The organism is Dictyobacter formicarum, assembly GCF_016587435.1.
The window spans coordinates 1-17,075 of the sequence record NZ_BNJJ01000002.1; the positions used below are offsets into that span (position 1 = coordinate 1).

At 54.5% G+C, this 17,075-nt stretch carries 16 protein-coding genes, 2 pseudogenes and 2 riboswitches; of the genes and pseudogenes, 4 read left to right on the forward strand and 14 right to left on the reverse strand.

Annotated elements, in window-relative coordinates:
- Positions 1-210 precede the first annotated feature (210 nt).
- Both JMI88_RS39220 and JMI88_RS39225 read right to left on the reverse strand, forming a co-directional pair.
- A pseudogene (locus JMI88_RS39220) lies at positions 211-465 on the reverse strand (DDE-type integrase/transposase/recombinase); the annotation flags it as partial.
- Positions 466-469: 4 nt separating this feature from the next.
- A complete protein-coding gene (locus tag JMI88_RS39225; protein ID WP_236022784.1) occupies positions 470-670 on the reverse strand; it encodes a VOC family protein in 201 nt (66 codons plus the stop codon).
- Between the two features lie 3 nt (positions 671-673).
- On the opposite strand from JMI88_RS39225, the gene JMI88_RS39230 reads away from it, so the two are divergent.
- Both JMI88_RS39230 and JMI88_RS02375 read left to right on the forward strand, forming a co-directional pair.
- Positions 674-910 (forward strand): hypothetical protein, encoded by a 237-nt coding sequence (locus JMI88_RS39230; RefSeq protein WP_236022785.1) that lies wholly within the window; start codon positions 674-676, stop codon positions 908-910.
- A gap of 839 nt (positions 911-1,749) precedes the next feature.
- Complete coding sequence (locus JMI88_RS02375) at positions 1,750-2,028, forward strand: TRM11 family methyltransferase (RefSeq protein WP_201360157.1); 279 nt, start codon at positions 1,750-1,752, stop codon at positions 2,026-2,028.
- A 482-nt stretch (positions 2,029-2,510) separates the two neighbouring features.
- Here JMI88_RS02375 and JMI88_RS02380 read toward each other — a convergent pair whose 3' ends face one another.
- The 8 genes from JMI88_RS02380 to JMI88_RS02415 form a co-directional block, all read right to left on the reverse strand.
- Entirely contained in the window at positions 2,511-3,125 is a 615-nt protein-coding gene (locus tag JMI88_RS02380; protein WP_201360158.1) for a hypothetical protein, read from the reverse strand.
- Positions 3,122-3,820 (reverse strand): hypothetical protein, encoded by a 699-nt coding sequence (locus tag JMI88_RS02385; protein WP_201360159.1) that lies wholly within the window; start codon positions 3,818-3,820, stop codon positions 3,122-3,124. Before JMI88_RS02385 ends, JMI88_RS02380 begins: the two co-directional genes overlap by 4 nt.
- Positions 3,793-5,388, reverse strand: a complete 1,596-nt coding sequence (locus JMI88_RS02390) for a hypothetical protein (protein ID WP_201360160.1) — start codon at positions 5,386-5,388, stop codon at positions 3,793-3,795. The genes JMI88_RS02385 and JMI88_RS02390 overlap by 28 nt, the downstream gene beginning before the upstream one ends.
- Entirely contained in the window at positions 5,385-6,902 is a 1,518-nt protein-coding gene (locus JMI88_RS02395; protein ID WP_201360161.1) for a site-specific integrase, read from the reverse strand. Before JMI88_RS02395 ends, JMI88_RS02390 begins: the two co-directional genes overlap by 4 nt.
- A 95-nt stretch (positions 6,903-6,997) precedes the next feature.
- On the reverse strand, positions 6,998-7,312 hold the full coding sequence (locus JMI88_RS02400) for a Mu transposase C-terminal domain-containing protein (RefSeq protein WP_201360162.1): 315 nt from the start codon (positions 7,310-7,312) through the stop codon (positions 6,998-7,000).
- Positions 7,313-7,395: 83 nt separating this feature from the next.
- Positions 7,396-7,809: a TnsB C-terminal domain-containing protein gene (locus JMI88_RS02405; RefSeq protein ID WP_201360163.1), complete on the reverse strand. Its 414-nt coding sequence runs from the start codon at positions 7,807-7,809 to the stop codon at positions 7,396-7,398.
- 128 nt (positions 7,810-7,937) lie between these two features.
- A complete protein-coding gene (locus JMI88_RS02410; protein ID WP_201360164.1) occupies positions 7,938-8,264 on the reverse strand; it encodes a helix-turn-helix domain-containing protein in 327 nt (108 codons plus the stop codon).
- A 96-nt stretch (positions 8,265-8,360) separates the two neighbouring features.
- Entirely contained in the window at positions 8,361-8,531 is a 171-nt protein-coding gene (locus JMI88_RS02415; RefSeq protein ID WP_201360165.1) for a hypothetical protein, read from the reverse strand.
- A gap of 783 nt (positions 8,532-9,314) precedes the next feature.
- Here JMI88_RS02415 and JMI88_RS40505 point away from each other — a divergent pair.
- Positions 9,315-9,563 (forward strand): annotated as a pseudogene (locus tag JMI88_RS40505) (transposase); the annotation flags it as partial.
- Between the two features lie 117 nt (positions 9,564-9,680).
- Here JMI88_RS40505 and tenA read toward each other — a convergent pair.
- From tenA to JMI88_RS02440, 4 genes are all read right to left on the reverse strand, one after another.
- Positions 9,681-10,388, reverse strand: coding sequence for a thiaminase II (gene tenA / locus JMI88_RS02425; RefSeq protein ID WP_201360166.1), 708 nt, complete (start codon positions 10,386-10,388; stop codon positions 9,681-9,683).
- Positions 10,389-10,480: 92 nt separating this feature from the next.
- Positions 10,481-10,594: riboswitch (TPP riboswitch) on the reverse strand.
- Positions 10,595-10,681: 87 nt separating this feature from the next.
- Positions 10,682-11,734, reverse strand: a complete 1,053-nt coding sequence (locus tag JMI88_RS02430) for a uroporphyrinogen decarboxylase/cobalamine-independent methonine synthase family protein (RefSeq protein WP_201360167.1) — start codon at positions 11,732-11,734, stop codon at positions 10,682-10,684.
- Positions 11,731-14,040: a 5-methyltetrahydropteroyltriglutamate--homocysteine S-methyltransferase gene (metE, locus tag JMI88_RS02435; RefSeq protein ID WP_236022786.1), complete on the reverse strand. Its 2,310-nt coding sequence runs from the start codon at positions 14,038-14,040 to the stop codon at positions 11,731-11,733. Before metE ends, JMI88_RS02430 begins: the two co-directional genes overlap by 4 nt.
- Positions 14,041-14,171: 131 nt before the next feature.
- A riboswitch (adenosylcobalamin-variant (AdoCbl-variant) riboswitch) is annotated at positions 14,172-14,261 on the reverse strand.
- Positions 14,262-14,399: 138 nt separating this feature from the next.
- Complete coding sequence (locus JMI88_RS02440; protein WP_201360168.1) at positions 14,400-15,215, reverse strand: ISAs1 family transposase; 816 nt, start codon at positions 15,213-15,215, stop codon at positions 14,400-14,402.
- A 334-nt stretch (positions 15,216-15,549) separates the two neighbouring features.
- Between JMI88_RS02440 and JMI88_RS02445 the strand changes: the two genes are divergently transcribed.
- The gene (locus tag JMI88_RS02445; RefSeq protein ID WP_201360169.1) at positions 15,550-17,070 is read left to right on the forward strand and encodes a recombinase family protein; all 1,521 of its coding nucleotides are present in this window, start codon (positions 15,550-15,552) and stop codon (positions 17,068-17,070) included.
- Positions 17,071-17,075: the final 5 nt, after the last annotated feature.

Consider the following 17,075-nt stretch of genomic DNA (forward strand, 5'->3'; position numbering starts at 1 on the left):
CCTTTCCCCACACCGCTGACATACCACCCTCATCAGCCTCAAAACGCTGCACGACGCACCACCACCACCAGCAGCACTCTCCTCAGCTCCCCACACCCTTGGCTCACATACTCGGCTCACATACTCCCGCACTACTGACCCCTGATAATTGGCTGTGTTGCAAAAACTCTGGGAGAAACATGAGGACGTGAACCTCGCTTCCTGTTCAGCTTAGGAAGCCACTCCAAACTGGTGAGCGATGAAGGTGATTTGCCTGCTGATGTCTCCTTTTGTCTCCTTTGCTCACCCCGCTGACTTGCCCTTTCCGCAACATGTTCATCATCTCGAAGCCTTGTACGGTTCGCCACGCTGTCTCGAAGGAAAAGAAGCCCATCCCCGGCTTCGTCAAGCGTTGAGGAAAGGTTGGATGAACCGGTGGTCTTGCTCGATCAGGTTGTTGAGGTATTTCACCTGCCTCAATTCCACGTGGTCAGGCGCGCTCCACCAGGCCGTTCGGATCCTTGAGCATTACCTGCTGGCTGAGTCGTTCCTGGGTCACGCCCTGGGTGCGCGCGTTCATCTGTACCCCTTCCCCCTCCGACAGATTGAACACCCGCAGCCCACTCTGTTCTCGTTCATTCGTGCGCGGATTCTCCCAGCTATTCTCCTGCGTCACCGGGAGGGCTTTCATCAGATGCCGCACCTGCGTGATCGGTTTGCACATGCCGATGTGTCTTCCACCACGGTCATTCTCGCTCCCATAACCCGCACAGTTCAGGAAGCTGAACTGTTGTCGCGGTTCGCACGGCTGGCTCTCACTCCTGGACTCAGCGATCGTGCACCCACCCTCATGTCTTCGCCATCGTGGCCCTCCTGTTCACCTGTGACGAGCCAGGGACATATCCCTTTCCACCTGGGCCATGGAGTATGATGTCACTGGTTTCCTGTCACTGGTTTCCTGTCAAGAAGGAATATCATATCCTTGCCTGAGAGCAACAGAGCGCACAACAGCAGGCCTCATAAGGAAACAGGCAAGATTGGGCGCCAGTGGATCCACTGGCGCCCAATGAGCAGCTCCCCCAGAAACAAGCAGGCGTACGAGGTGTGGGTTCGCACCGCCCGCGCTGGTTGCTGCCCCCCGAAGAGAGGGATAGCTGCTCTTTTTTCTTTCCCACTCACCATTCGCTCGTATTCCCTACTCTTGTAAAATGGCACCATCTATGCTATGTTTAAAAGGGAAACCCTCTTGACGCACCTTTCTCCGTGGAGCATACTAAAAAAACACGTGCAGGAGGAGAGAGACGCACCAGTTCTTGCCTCGACACCGAGGCACGTCGTGTACACGCCTCCACCCAGGGCGCCGGATGATTTGACGCCCTGGGTGGAGGGAAACGATACACACACAACAATTAAACAAGATCGCAGGGCCCTGCGAGAGGAGCACACATCAGCTCTCCTCTCGCAGGCTCGGTCCAGCACAACGGCTGATCAGACACAGGACAGATCATGTCGGGCATCTTTTTTCACTTTCGCATCCCCCAATTCCCTTCAACCCTCCCCGTCCAGCAGAGTAAGCCTCTCTTTTTGATTCCTTGCTTCTCGATCTCCTTAGAGGAAGTAACCACACGTTTTCCAGGCTCCGTTTACTTCATCTTCCAAAGCATTGCTATTCATGGCCCAACTATTTAGCTCATAAATATGCAATAGAGTCAATAGAGTCAATAGATATGTTATGATTTGCTTAATGATAGTTGAAAGGATTTAACATCAATGGTCTCTATTCGGCCTATTCATGCTTTCCCTGCGCGTATGGCTCCCGAGATCGCGCTGAAAGAACTTCAGAAACTCCCTCAACACTCTATTATTCTTGATCCAATGATGGGATCAGGTACCGTTCTGCGCGTCGCACTCAACTGTGGTCTGCGTGCCATAAGAAGCAGAAGCACAGGCCGCGCGTCCGCTGGCCTCCAGAACAGCCTGCTGTGCCGCCCAGTTCACTCGCCTCGCACAAACGAAACACATGATCAACAAAAAAAACGAGCTATTTAATCATAAAATTTACACCTCATGATAACAATGCCGAGATGGACGACAACTCCGCTGAGAACCAACATCAACACTCCTTCTCTTCCTTTGTTTAAAACAGAGGTAGACCTACGCCTGTTTCAGTTCAAAAGAGCGTGGATCAATAGCAACTAGAAGAAACCCACCGATATGGCCGAAATACGCGTGTGTTACACGTTTTACACCGCATCGGCCTCATGCAGTACCTAGCCCGAGCCACGATCGTTGCCTGGCTCCTTTGGCTCCCTTCGTCCTGATGGTGGATAAAACGTGCTAGATACCATGCGACACAGGTTCCCTTTGACAGCATTCACAGTGCAATATGTATGGATACAGCAATGCAATCACGAGAGCATTCGACCTTCTTCAATGCCAGAGCGCGACGATACATCTTGCTTGAATCTCTCGGGAAGAAAAAAAGCAGTACCACCGAGAAACATGGCGGTTGGTTTCCGACGATCAGTGGTTCAGTGGTCATACTCTTCTTTTCGCAGCGCCGAACGGAAGCGCTCCATGAAGACTTGGAACTCGGCAAGTTCGGCCTTCAGACGCGCGATGGTCACCCCACAGAGCATATGCTCTTGCAGAAGGGTGTTGTAGTGCTGTTCGTATGTGGTTCGTTCTCCTTGTACCTGCTGTTCTGCTTCGACTTGGGCCACTCGTGCCTGCCGTTTTGCTTCATCGCGTTCGGCACGCGCCTCATGCAAAAGTTCCACCAGACGGGAGCGTTTGTAGTCAAGCAGAGGATCGCGAGGCAACACCTTGACTCTGGACGACGTTGCCTGGCTTTGCCTCGTTTTTCTTGGCCTCCCTCGACTGGCGGCTTGCTGCTTCGCCCATTTCTGTTCGCGCTCCTTGCGCAGATGGGTACTATGTTCCTGAAAGAGTGAGAAGGCTTCTCGATTCCGGTAGTAGGACATGTAATCCAGGCCACTCACTTCTTTAATCGTGAACGTATTCACTGGGCGACCATCGGCCTCAAGCTGTGTAATGGCTTGGCGAAGACGATCAACTGTGGCTTGTCTTTGGACTGCGGCATGCGTTCGCAGGTGGGCATACGCATCATCAGAGGGGCGGGTCATCGCTCTTCTCCTTCCTCACCCTGGGTTGACGGCAGGGTATCTACAAATGGGAGATAGCCACCATCTTGACGGGTACGAATCTGAATCTCCATGATCCCAATCGCATCATCAATCGACTGAACCATCTTACGGGCTTGCTCTGCATCGACAGCATGTCCCTGATCATCATGAAGCTTGGCTTGCAACACGTAGAGTCTTCGCCAAATCTTAGCTTTGGGCAAATTGCTGTAATGAGGCACCAGATACCGGCAATTGGCACAAATTCCCCGGTTATCAGGACGAACACAGGTGCCAGCACTGCAAAATCCAAGGACGGTCGGCCCAATCAGGCCGGAGCGCTCAAATTGTGTGCGCAACGCCTCATCCATCTGCTCTAACGTTTGAGGCGAGGGGGCTTGGAGATAGGAGCACCCTTGATCTGAAGAAAGTTGCGGTTGGATCTCAAACAGCAATGCCAATAATTGGGCCACCGGTAAACGGCTGTAGTAGGCAGTCGCTTCCGGGATGGCCAGCACCCCTGATGAGCCTTCCAACCGCACTCGATGGTGCAACAGGTAGGCAATCGCCTCTGCCGGGATGTTCAGAGCCGTTCTTGCGTGCGTGGCCAGGACATGTCGGAGAAGATGGGGAGCAATACGGATCGGATCGCCTGCTCGAGTAGTCAGGGTCAGGCCATGGAAGAGAAAACGCAGCAACTGAGCAACATCCTGTGCCGTGAAGTGGCCAAGATGCCCATCTGAGGTGGCCCCCATTGAAAAAAGTACGGTTCAGCGACCAAATCATCGGCTTTGTTGCCAAACGCCTCGGGGTACACCAGGGGGATACGCCCACCATGGGCAGATTGCAGCAGTTCCGCAATCTCTTTCAGATGGCGAACTGCCATCTCGCTGATGAGAAAAAACTGCCGCTCACTCTCGTGTTGGTATCCTTTGGGTAAGAGCTTCTGGACGAGCACACCCACTTTGCGACCAGTCGGTTGCTGGTTCTTCAATTCATCCACCACGATGGTCTCAAAACGGGAAGCGCTGACCTGAAGCAGTTCGCTCACGCGACTTCCATTGGTCAGAGACAGCGTCGCCAACGCTGCGGCAAAAAGCACTCCTCTGTAGAGCGACTCAGGCTCAAAGAGGACAGATCCAGAGAGCCCTCTTGCCCATCGAAACCAGTACGCAACACTGGCATCCGGTGACAGGAGTCCGGGGCGACGGGTACCCACCATGTCTTTTCCATGGCGCTGACTGATGTGTTGCTTCTCAATGAGGTCACCACACCAGAGCAACTGTTCCGGCGGTCCTTCGTACTGCAAGAAGTAGCCATTGCGCTCCGGCGCATATGCCTCGATTTGCCGTTGTGCACGCCTCTGAACGTCTTTCGTGTACAGATCTGGATGGCTCTTGACCCACTGCGTCCGATTCCAGAGCGTCAGCGAAAGGGTGATGGGCTGTTCAATGAGTTGGACCTCCGCCAGCGTCTGCGCATGCTCCGCCACGGAAAACTGCCGATCTGCATACGCAAAGTGATAGGGCAGCGCAATCTCTCCGCGCTCAGCGCACCTGCACAGCCTTCGATATTCCTTGACCAGGCGTTCGGCCGCTTGTTTCCGCAGTTGGGCAAGTTCGACGAGCAAGGGAAAGAGCGGCACAATGACATCCGATTGTTCCTTACGCCGAGCCTCGGTGGCTGCAATCACTGCCTGTTGCTGAGCCTGTTTTTCACAAAATCCACGCGGTAGCTTCGGCAGCAGATAGGGCTTCCATATCACCTGGTGCCGTTCAGGAAGGTCCTCCACATAGGGTCGCTGATAGACACACGCCAACGTTTCGTACCGTTTGAGCATGTTGAGATCACCACTGGTGATCAATCTCCCTGCCACAAACGCATCCCAAATGCGACGCTCACTCAGATCAGCAAGCGTCATCATTCCGTAGCTTCTGCGTAACCTCCGGAAGAGGTTGGTGATCGCTATGCAATACGTGTACAAGGTCTTTGGCTTCATGGCATCCATCGCGCAGCCAATCGCAAGCGTAATGGCAACCACCTCTGGCAGGTCAACCGCATTGATAAGATAGCCCATGATGACGCTGGGCAACCGTTCCCAACAAATACCAGGAGCAGTTTTCAGCATCGGTGGCAGCCACGTCAAAAACGCCTGAATATGATTTGCCCGCTCCTTCGGCTTGTTAAAATGCAGCCGTGGCACACGATCAGGCTGGTCTACAGATGTGCTTGTGGCAGATGCAGTGCTCCCCGATGGCATCATCATTCCCCTCTTTCCTCCCTTCTTCCCACCGTTTCCCATGGCTGCCCTGCCTGCTGTTCCATGCTCTTAATCCAGTTGAGCGTCTCTTCATCATGCATCCACACAACCGTCGCCTCCTGATTGGGTCGTGGCTCTGCCTCGGTTGCCTGGGTCACCACACACGGCTTTGCGGGAAGCGCAGCCTGGGGTGACCCTATCGCGTAGCAGCGCTGGGCAAGATCCTGCTGATAGCCTGCCAGGACAGAAAAAACCGCTTCTCCTTCACGGCTCTGATCGTACATATCGATGGTGTGGATACTCCGCCAGGCCATAATGGTTTTGCCGAACGCCTCTCGTTCACGGAGATATTTTTCCGCATCAAAGGAGGCTGTGCCAGCTCCACATGCCTGCTTGAGCTTGATCAGATACTCTGTCACAAACAAATGTCTCAGGTCATGGGGAGAAAAACGCACCGGACACAGCGTCTGCCATGATAGATAGTGGCGATACCAATGCCAGTAAAACACGTTCGGAGAATAGGGCGTCCCTCGCTCTGTGAGGAAGAGAGGAGCGTCAGGAGCCACATCGCTGAGTCGACGGCATCCCTCTGGATCATGCAGTGGCCTCATCTGCTCAAAATACACGTTGAGGGCCACCTGAACGCACGGATTGTGGGCAAAGTAGATGGTCTTGACCTCGCGACCATAGCTCCCTTTGTTCATGACCTGCGCCTGACCGGCCATCCCTGTGTTTTGGTAGCCGCCCACCGTCATGTGGGCAATTTCGTGAATCCTGGCTCCGGTTGATTGCAGCAGGTGGAGCACCGCTTTCTCACGCGCCGACACCACCTCACTATCAAGCATGGCATTGATGACCTTGTGGATCCCTTCGCGCACATCAGCCAACTCTTTGCGTCTCTCGGGCTTCCACCCTTGGGGTTGATGCTGGCGCAGAAAGGCCGTTGGTCGCCGTCGGGATTGCTCATGCGTCTCTCCCCGTATCCCAGCCTGATCCGGAGCACCTTTGTTCGCCAGCATGCGTTCCCGTTCACGCTTGAGCGCAACAAGCACATCCGAGGAGAGTGGGTTCGCAAACGCATACAGCCCGGCCTCTTTCATGACCAGGTACAAATCTCGCAAGGCTGCGCGCATGACCTTGAGGGTACTCTCTCGCAGCGGCGTTTCACGGGTCAAGATAATCTCAACAGTATCCATTCCTCTTTGTGGGCGGATGTGACACTTGAGACGTTCGCGATAAAAGGTCATCAACGTTTGACGCAACTGCTCTGGAGCAGCATCCCAGTGACATCCGCTCTCTGCCAGAAACGCAAAGTAGGACTGCAGGCACGCAAGATAGGTCCTTCTCGTGCTCTCTGGCCCCTGCTCTTTCCGCAAGCGATACCATTCTGTGAGCGGAACAATGATCCGATCCTGGTGATCGAGAAAAATAAGATCGTAGCGGTCTCCTGGCTGGCCACGTACCCGACGAATCTGTGAGGAAGTATCTCCCTGCTGTTTTGGAGGCGTCGTTGTTTGCATCCTCTTCCCTTCCACTTTCCACCTATTCACCACACCATTCTTCAGCAGAAGATACACCCCGAGAGGAATGTTGTAAACAGTGCAGGACAGAGGTCCTACCGCTCCGCTTGACCACTCACATTAACTTGTGGGTCGTATCGAATCGTCACCGCCTCTCCCACAGAATCCCCAAGCAGCGCATGCTGATACCACGCCCCCTCGAATCGAATTCCCTCCTGGTGCACTTTATACCGGCGCCGCGGGTGCAATAACAACAGATCCAATTGCTCCTCGTTTTCCGGCAGTCGGGGCAACACTCCACTTCCGCGCCAACGGTCCTCTGGGGCCATCTGCGTCTCCGTATGCTCTCGCTTCTGATAGGTCTCCAGCACCCAATTCCGCAGAATCGTCTCCAGCTCTTCCAGCGTCAAACACGCTTCCTTCTTCGCACACGCATTGATTTCCCCCTGCTCTCTCAGATCTTTCACCACCGGCGCGTACCCGGGCAACCTCGCTAACAGCATCTCCTCCATCGTGCGAAAAAACCGTTCGATCTTCCCCTCCCTCGTGGCTTGCCCACCTGCGAAAAGATCAATCCCATTTTCAGATCGATCGCCACCGCCTCCAGGTGCTTTGACCGAAAATCTGATCCATGATCGCTATACAAACGCTCCGGAATCCCACAGATCTGCCACCGCGGATCATCCTTCACCCCGATCGCCTGCCGCAAGGCCAGGCTCGTTTGATAACTCGATGGCGTCTTCCAGCCCAGTTGATACCCGGCGATCGCTCGGCTGTAATCGTCTTCGATCACCGTCAACCATGGCTTGTCCCTCTCCTGCTTCCCTCGACACACATAGATGCACAACCGGCAATGATCTGCCTGCCAGATCCGATTCGCTCTCGAGGCCTCTCGCCGATAGAGCACATCATACGTCTCTCGATACCCGCGCTCGCCCCTCCCTCGCCAACGTTTTCACATCCTCCGGCAGGCCTCGGATGATGCGATACACTTGTCCATAACTCGGCTCCGGCCAGTCATTCACCCTTGCCACCTCACGCACCAGCGCATGAATCGCACCCGACTTCCCGCTCAATCCTCTCCAGTCCCAGCCCCTCAATCAAGGCGATCAACTCCTGCGGCACGCCTCGCACCTGCCCTCGATCCGCACGTCCTCCTGGCGCCAAACCGCTCAACCCCTTTTCACGATACACCCGCATCCACCGCTGCACCGGAGACCTCGACACCTGCTGCTCTCGCGCCACCCACGACTGCGTCATTCCCTCTTCCAGACACGGCCGCAGCAACGCATACCGCTCTAGCGCGCTCTCTCGCTGCCTCGGCGTTAACCCCACCAGCATCACCAACGGCTCTTCTTCCATCCCCTTTCCTTCCTCCTCCGCATTTCTACCACTCTATCGAGCAAAACATCCTCTGTCAATCAATACACGTGACAATATCTTCATACTTCACTCTATTTAAAAAGATGTATTTACTCCATGCGCAGAAAAAGAGGACACATCCACACCAGAAGAGCACTGCACCCGCTTCCAAGGCATATACTGCCGCTTGCTTGCTCTCATATCCCCTTCCGGGATCACTTTCTCCGCTCTTTCACGCACTTCTTTCGCCGCTTTTTCACGAAGCAACCTGTCTTTCCCTACGCTACAGATCTCCTTCAGCCCGCTTCTCACGCTCTCCCATTGATTCATTGAATGACTACACGAAATACTGTTCCTTCACTTAATTCGCAAAAATACCCTTCATTTTTCGTGAAAATTTACAGGCGATTTCGCTTACGACGGCTCTGGAAAGTGAATTGTGAAACGCTGATGACCGCGGCAGGGCAAAATCTTAAACGGCTGCTCAAAAAGCGGGGGTGGGGACGGCGTCCATTCCCAACGGAGGCCATGACAGCCTCTTTTTGGGGATTTTGGAGCGTGGCGTTCATCTCCTTCGGGGGAAGAAGCCTTCTCTTTCCCGATACGTCGAGTTTCTCAAGGATTTGAACATCATGCCCATCTAGCTTTACCGATGAGTTTTAGGAGAGCTTTTTCAACAGGCTGGGACGATACTCGTTCCTCCAACTCGCTCAATAGCTCCTATCGAGGCATTTCCGACCACTTTCCTCATCGCTTGCCCAAGCTGACCAAGCCGTTGCCCCATCTGACGCAAATCGTCTGCATCAATCAGTAAAACGCTCCAATCCGCCTGAAAGCGATTAACATCGTCGGAACACACATGATCGTCAACGCAATGCGTGAAGCGTACACAATCACACTCAAGACGAAAAGGAGCACACAGATGGATACTTGGACGACCAGGACAACAACAGAAAAAAAGCGATAAAATGGAGCTGGATTCATTTTATCGCTTCATCGGGAACCCTGGGCAAGATTGGCAACTGCCAGGTCATAGTCAGTGTTGAGTTCTTGGCTGATGACCCTGCGAGCAGTCCCCTTTTCCATTGGCCAGTCAGCGCCCAACTCTTTCTGCCGGAAGCCTGGATACAGGATACCGAGCGCCGCAAACAGGCACAGGCCCCCGAGTCGATAAGCCAACAGAGCAAGCCAGACATCGCGCTGGGATTGCTAGATCGTACCAGAGAGTGGGGCGTCTCCATCGGGACGGCAGTGATGTACGCGGGATATGGATACAATCCCAATGTTCTCCTGGGTAACGCGACATTAATCGTTCCATACATACCATCCTTAGATTGGAATAGAAGAGCCTATTGGGCTCTGCGAACGGACAAGTCGACGTTGGGCACTGATCGGCCTGAGAGGTTCACTCCATCTTTATGGCCATTCCTCCATCTTCCAGGCCATGTCCCAGAAGAGCCATTCGTAACGTGTACTCGTCAAGAAGATCTCATGCAGACGCGCTTCCTCTTGAGCATTGAGAAAGGGAGCTCGTTGATCGAGCCGCTCACGAATCCACGTACCGACACTATCAAAGTCAGGTGAGGCATAAGTTAGCAGCCAATCTCGATAGGGATGGTCGGGTGCAGGAGGCACAGTGTCTAGCAGATGGTGACCAACTTCTGCATAAATCCAGGCACAGGGGAGGATAGCTGTGAGGAGTTCAGGAAGCGTTCCCACGGTGGCAATGGTTAAGAGATGAGGTGTATACGCATAGTTCGTTGGAGCCATAGGGATCGTCGTCATTTCAGCAGGCGAAAGTCCAAAACGTTCGCCATAACGATGATGCAAGTCAGCCTCAACGAGCAGGGTATTGAGCACAAACGTGCCAAACTGCTCCATCTCTTCATGATTGGTGGTCTTGGTCGTCGCATACGCGAAGGTTTTCGTCAGTTCATCCAGGAAAAGCGCATCCTGAAGAATATAGAACTGGAAGTTGGCACTGGGTAGCGTACCGTTGCCCAGTGCGACCACAAAGGGATGTTCCATCTGGCGTTGCCAGAGTGAACGACAGCCCTCACGCAGGCGCTCACTCAGCCGTGGCCGCGCCATATCCGCTGTATATGGATGTGTTTCAAAAGACATCGTTTAACCTCCAATAAAGAGGCAAAGGGAGCTCAATCAAGGAGTCAAACATGGATGGATGAACGAAATGGGGCATCGAAAGAACATGATCGTTGCTATCATCGACGCATTACCTCCGCTGGTATTATCCAGATCAGGTTAAGGGTCCACCACACATTCCGGTTGTGTTCTCAGCCCGGCTTCACCGAGCTCCCCTTGCAGACGATAGATTGTTTGGTTACATCAATAAGTATAACACACACATTGCCTCACCAAAGATCTTCCTTTGCGTCTTTGTCACAACAGGTATTCTGTCAATGCTTACGATCTTGTCTTTGGGGAAGGCTATGGACTGTAGCCACTTTTTTGACCAGAGCCGCAAGGGCTCCTGCCACCTGGAATGATGCCTGCGCGTGTTCCCGGTCGAGGAGGCCCAGACCACAGGTTGCTGTAATCAACGTTCGGGCCGCTCGGTATTGGACCTCTTTCTCTGGGCACGCGAGCAGCCAGCGAGCAAAGAGGACCGAGGCGTCAGGCATGGAAAGATCAGTAGTCGGGACGAGCCCAAAGGCAGTCAGCCCACCGTGCTCAAAAAAGGAATCTACCCGCTGGTCAGAGCAAAAGGTTTCCAGCCGCTGGAAAGCGTCAAACGAGAGAACATCTGGCGCAATCTGGCAGAGCAAGGGAAAAGAGACCTGCTCGGCACAACAATGTACGCCAACGAGCACCCCTGACCGTTGGATGGCCTGCACCACACCCCTCAGGAGCATGACGGCCTGCGACCTGACGGACAGATATGGTTCTGTATCCAGAAGCGCCAGGCATGGCTCATCCAGAAAACAGAGGGTTGGCAGTCTCCAGCGTTGCAGGCGCTGAGTTTGCCACAATGCCTGACGTGTGACATGGGTTGCAAGAGCAGAGAGCGCCTCCGGGTCAAAGAGCAACGGCTGGTCACCAGAGAACAACTGGCAGGCCAGAGTGAGCGGTCCCACGCATTGCCCTTTCAAGGCGTGGGCGTGAGGGAAGAGGCCAGATGCCAGGGCCTGTTCAAAGGCAAAAAAGCCGGCGGCAGTTTGCTCGGTCAGTGCGGCATCTCCCTGAGAGAGATGCCGCAAGCACGCTTGCCGAGACCTGATCCGCAATGCGTACCCATATGCTGTCCGACGGGGAACAAAGAAAGAGATGCCAGAACCCAGGGCCTGCTCAATCATTCCCTCCTGCGCAGCCCGGCGAGGCAACTGCGGCCAGAATGGGATTTCTGGACACCATTCGGCTATCAGCTGGAGCGCTTCCCGTGCATCGATGCACGGGAGGCTGCCAATGCCTGTCACTGCCCCCAGCGGTAGCCAGGAAGGTCCAGCATTCATTTTTGTCTACCCTGTCTCTGGCGAATAGACTGCGCGGCTGCGGTCATATGTTGCAAAGCAAGAAGCACTTCTTCCCAACGCCGCGTTTTCAAGCCGCAATCAGGATTCACCCAGAGTTGTTGGGCCGGCAGGGCCTTGAGCAGATGCTCCAGGTTCTGTTCATATTCGTCTTGTGAAGGAATGCGCGGCGAATGAATATCGTAGACGCCTGGCCCAATCGCGTTGGGGTAGTGGACTATCAGGAACGTCTCCAGCAATTCCAGGCGGGAGCGGGAGGCCTCGATGGAGAGGACATCCGCATCCATGCTGGCAATCGCTTCAAAGATGTCTCCGAATTCCGAATAACACATATGGGTATGAATCTGCGTCTCATCACGCACGCTAGAGGAGACCAAGCGGAAGCAATTGACCGCCCAGGCCAGATATTCGGCCCAGGCACTGTGTCGTAGCGGCAAGCCTTCTCGTAACGCTGGCTCGTCGATCTGTATTACCCGGATGCCTGCCGCCTCCAGATCCTGGACCTCCTCTCTCAATGCCAGAGCGAGTTGATAACAGGTGTCCCGGCGTGGCTGGTCATCTCTGACAAAGGACCATTGCAGAATCGTCACAGGCCCGGTCAACATCCCTTTGACGGGACGTTCCGTCAACGATTGGGCAAAGGTTGACCAGCGGACGGTCATGGGTTCCGGGCGTGTAACATCTCCATAAAGAATGGGAGGCCGGACACAGCGTGATCCATAACTCTGGACCCAACCATGGAGTGTGAAGGCAAAGCCGTTGAGGAGCTTGCCAAAGTATTCCACCATATCGGTTCGCTCAAACTCCCCATGAACCAGCACATCCAAACCGATTTCTTCCTGGAAGCGAATCGTGCGCGTGATTTCCTCACGCAGAAATGTCTCGTAATCCGCGCTTACCAATTTTCCACTAGTATAGGCTGCTCGTGTTGTTCGCACCGCTTCCGTCTGGGGAAAGGAACCAATGGTAGTAGTGGGTAAGAGCGGGAGCGCAAGAATCTGCTGTTGTTGCGCCTGGCGCACAGCAAAGGGACTCTGGCGACGAGCCTCGTGATCTTTGACAGCGGCCACGTGTTGCTTTACTTTCGGGTCATGGATGATGGGTGATGTCCACCGTTGCTCCAAGGCCTGGCGCGCAGCTGCTTGCTGTTCCAGGGATGCAGGGTCTGTTTCCTGGTGAAGCCTGGTCAAGAGTACCACCTCTTCGAGCTTTTGGCGGGCAAAAGCGAGCCACTGCATCAACTCGTTTCCCAGATGCGTCTCTTGTGCCAGATCAACCGGAACATGCAGCAGCGAACACGAGGGAGCGAGCAAAACGCGTTCGGTTCCCAGCTTCTGAACTGCTTCTCTGATGAGCGTTATGGCGTGATCGAGGTCGGTGCGCCAGACATTGCGTCCATCGACCACACCGAGCGAGAGGATTAACGAGCCCGGGGCTTCCTCCAGGGCTAGCGCCAGTTGCTGGGGGGCACGCACGAGATCCAGGTGGACCGCTGCCACAGGGAGATGGAGAATCGTCGGGGTGTGGGGACCCAGGTCGCCAAAATAAGTGGCGAGAAGGAGGCGCAGAGAAGACGAAACGGCACTAAGTCGGCGATACACCTGCTGAAAAAGCGCGATGGTCGCCGTATCCAGGTCGAGGGTCAGGCATGGCTCATCGATCTGAATCCAATCCGCACCGGCTTCAGATAGCTTTCGCAGCACTTCTTCATAGATTGGCAGGAGGCGATCAAGTAAGGTTAAAGACTTGGTTTCGTGAGGATACATTTTTCCTAACAGGAGGAAGGAAATGGGGCCAAGCAGAACCGGGCGAGTATGGATACCAAGAAGCTTTGCCTCAAGAAACTCATTGATTGGCTTGGTGGAGGCAAGATGAAAAGTCTGCTGGGGCTGAAATTCTGGCACAATGTAGTGATAATTGGTATCAAACCATTTAGTCATTTCCATCGCCGGGAGGGCTTCGTCCTGGTTCTGATCATGGACCATGCCTCGCGCCATGGCAAAATAGAGGGAGAGATCAACTTGGTTTCCATCCCAATGGAAGCGTTCAGGGATGGCCCCGACCAGAGCAATGGTATCGAGCACCTGATCGTAGAGAGAAAAATCGTTGGAGGGAATATGATGCAATCCAAGCTCTTGCTGGAGTTGCCAGTGTTGTTGGCGGAGGATGGCTGCACGGGCGAGCAGATCCTGCTCGCTGATCCGGCCAGACCAGAATTGCTCCAAGGCTTTCTTTAATTCGCGTTGCCTGCCAATACGGGGATAGCCAAGGTTGGTTGCTTGCAGCATGATGATTTCCTTCTTTAGTATCTGCTCAAAAAAAGTCTGTCTCCCTGGCAAAAGAGACAACGCAGGCAAGAAAAAAATGCAAAAACTGCTTGCTGGTCTCCCCTTTTGCGCGAAGGGATGGTTCCAAAGACTCAAAGGTGGGCATTCGGACTCAACCTCAAGCAGTTTCACCGTTGCGCGACAGTGCCGGATTTTCACCGGACTTTCCCCATTTTCAGCAATGCCACGATAGCATCGCCCCTTGAGTGTGACCCTGTTGCTTTGGAGCAAGCAGCACAGGATCATTCCAAGAGTCAGGCTACCATTTCTTCGGGAAGAAGTCAAGAGGAAGGCCAGGAGACCCCAGGGCTTTTTGAAAGTCAGAACCCTTGAAAAAGCAAGCGTGCAGCCTCCCATGGATGGGCGTCGTAAAAGCGCCGTTGCGAAGCCACATTTTTGACTCCCAGAAAATCCATACACGCTAGCATGGTGTTGTGAAGCACCGCGAGCATCGCAGGAGCATGCTTGGTTCGGATCTGTGATGCATCTTCTTTCAGGGTGACATCTCGGCGTCGATGGAGCCGATTTTCAATGGCCCAGTGGGCTCTGTGCAAGGCTCCAATACGCGCGGCATCCGCGTGGGTGGGAGAGAGACTCGTGATTCCATAGTGCACTTCTCTGCTTGTCGGTTTCCCTTTTTGGATACTGGTCCGTTCAAGACAAAAGACCTGCTCAATACCGCACCAATCTTGGGCCAGATAGTCACGCAGATCAGGACTGCAGGTGGTGACACGAATATCCAAACGACCATGTCCACTGCTCACCTCTCGGTGGCTTTGCCATCGCACATCGGGGGCATGATCCTCAAAAAAGAGCTTGAGATCTTCCCACAAGGTCGGCTGATTGTCTTTGGCTATGAGCACGTAATGGCCTCCTCCCAGCGTGACCTGCTGACAAAAAAACCGTTGGGTATGCATCGCATCGGCACTGAGAATCCGCCCTTTGATCAGGTCCGGGGTGAGCATCTCTTTGAGCGCACTGATCTCGTTTTCTTTCTCTCTCACATCTCGTTGGGCCAACACGACCCCCGTCTTCACCTCATAGAACGCACAGAGGTGAACGCTTGTTTGCTCTGGATCCTGGTGCCCATAGGTTCCCCGCAAGGCTTTGCCATCAAAGGCAATATGTTCATGCAACCGTTCATCGTGTTGCCTTCCCCGCTGGGAGGTGCCCTGTTGTGCATGCGGAAGTGTCAGAACTCAGGATACAGTGAGGTGACGGAAGGAATGTTTCCCCACTTTCGCCCAAAAAAGGCGGAAAAATGGGTTCATTGTCCCCACCCTTCGCTCATTTTGAACATGCATTTCCCCACTTTGGGTGAGCTTTTCCGGTCATGTTCTGAGTTCTGACACTTCCCGGCCTGCGAGGGCTTCTCAGCGAAGCAGAGCTCCATACCCTGCGTTTACGCATGGATGCCGGACGACGGCGCCAGATTGAGCAGGGCGCTACCAGCAGCATGTCCCAACAGGATTGGTCCGCCTGGAGGATGGGAGGGTAAGCAAAACGCCCGACCTGCAGGTGCAGCGAACCATCGAGTTGGTGTTTGCACGTTTTGAAACCCTGGGCAGTTGCCAAAAAGCTCTGCGGAGCCTGCGCGATGATGGGATTCTCTTGCCTCGTCACCAGCGTGGAGGACCCTACGCCGGGCAAATGGTCTGGCGTAAACCTACTCAAGCTGCTCTGAGTGAGATCCTGCACAATCCGGCCTATGCAGGAGCCTTCGTCTATGGGCGCAGAGGTCCCCATCCGGACCGACGACCTGGCCAGCTGCGTCAGATCCGGCATCCGATGGAAGAGTGGACAACCATCCACCATGGAGTGTATCCTGCATACATCACGTGGGAGCAGTTTCTGGCTCATCAGGCACGCCTGGCAGACAATGCCAGTGATTTCGCTCGACGAGCCCATGGGGCTCCACGGCAGGGGACCGCCCTCTTAGCTGGGTTAGTCGTGTGTGGACGGTGTGGCTACCAGATGCAGGTGACCTACAAACCGCAACGACGCTACACCTGTACGGCGCTCGCCGCAAGCTATGGGGCGGCGACTTGCTTGCATGTCGATGGTGCTAGCCTGGAAACAGTGGTCGTCGATGCCTTTTTCGCAGCACTGACCACGGCCGAACTCAATCTTTTGGAAGCGGTCTTGGCAGCCAAACGAGCAGATGTGGGTCGAGTGGCGAAACTGCGTGCTGATCGGCTAGCGCGAGCAGAGTATGAGGCCAGGCTCGCTCAGCGGCACTACCAGGCAGTTGACCCAAACAATCGCCTGGTGGCAGCCGAACTCGAACGCCGCTGGGAAGTCGCACTACGAGCGGTGGTCGAAGCGCGAGAGGAGATGGAACGCATGGCTTCGCAGGCTCAAATTCCTGAGCTGACGGAAGAGATGAAAGAGCAAATGCAGGATGTTGGACGCCATCTTCCCGCGATGTGGGCAAGTGGACGCTTGACACCTGCCCAACAGAAGGAGATCTTGCGCAGTCTGATCCAACGCGTGATCGTGACACGACCAACGCCTGATACTGTCGAAGCCAGGGTAGTATGGATCAGCGGAGCCGTCACTCCGTTCTCAGTCCATCCCCCCATTGCTCGCGGTTCGGACGTGAGCGGGTATGAACAGTTAGTTGAGCGGATTCTGGCCTTGGGGGCTCAGGGATATCAGGACCCTGAGATCGCGCGGATCGTTTCAGCCGAGGGTTTTCGTTCTGCGCGCAGTGCGCATATTCCTGCCTCGCTGGTGGGGGAGATCCGACGAGCGCGCGGGCAAATCTCTCTAACCGAACAGTTCAAAACGCAAGCCAAGGTCGAAGGACAATGGACGATCTTTGGGTTAGCCCAGGAACTGGAGGTCCATCGCAACTGGCTGTATACCCGAATACACAAAGGCACGCTCCCGGCAACTCGCCACAGCGTTACAGGCCACTACTTGATCGCCGATGAGCCAGAGATCCTTGCGACCCTCCGCGCTCAACGCGATCGATGCTGCTATCGTTAGGAGGG

Bases quoted from the DNA above. Each gene is read 5' to 3' on its own strand.
- JMI88_RS39225 (WP_236022784.1), bottom strand. From the start codon at position 670: ATGAAAGCCCTCCCGGTGACGCAGGAGAATAGCTGGGAGAATCCGCGC.
- JMI88_RS39230 (WP_236022785.1), top strand. From the start codon at position 674: ATGCCGCACCTGCGTGATCGGTTTGCACATGCCGATGTGTCTTCCACC.
- JMI88_RS02375 (WP_201360157.1), top strand. From the start codon at position 1,750: ATGGTCTCTATTCGGCCTATTCATGCTTTCCCTGCGCGTATGGCTCCC.
- JMI88_RS02380 (WP_201360158.1), bottom strand. From the start codon at position 3,125: ATGACCCGCCCCTCTGATGATGCGTATGCCCACCTGCGAACGCATGCC.
- JMI88_RS02390 (WP_201360160.1), bottom strand. From the start codon at position 5,388: ATGATGATGCCATCGGGGAGCACTGCATCTGCCACAAGCACATCTGTA.
- JMI88_RS02395 (WP_201360161.1), bottom strand. From the start codon at position 6,902: ATGCAAACAACGACGCCTCCAAAACAGCAGGGAGATACTTCCTCACAG.
- JMI88_RS02410 (WP_201360164.1), bottom strand. From the start codon at position 8,264: ATGGAAGAAGAGCCGTTGGTGATGCTGGTGGGGTTAACGCCGAGGCAG.
- tenA (WP_201360166.1), bottom strand. From the start codon at position 10,388: ATGTCTTTTGAAACACATCCATATACAGCGGATATGGCGCGGCCACGG.
- JMI88_RS02430 (WP_201360167.1), bottom strand. From the start codon at position 11,734: ATGAATGCTGGACCTTCCTGGCTACCGCTGGGGGCAGTGACAGGCATT.
- metE (WP_236022786.1), bottom strand. From the start codon at position 14,040: ATGCTGCAAGCAACCAACCTTGGCTATCCCCGTATTGGCAGGCAACGC.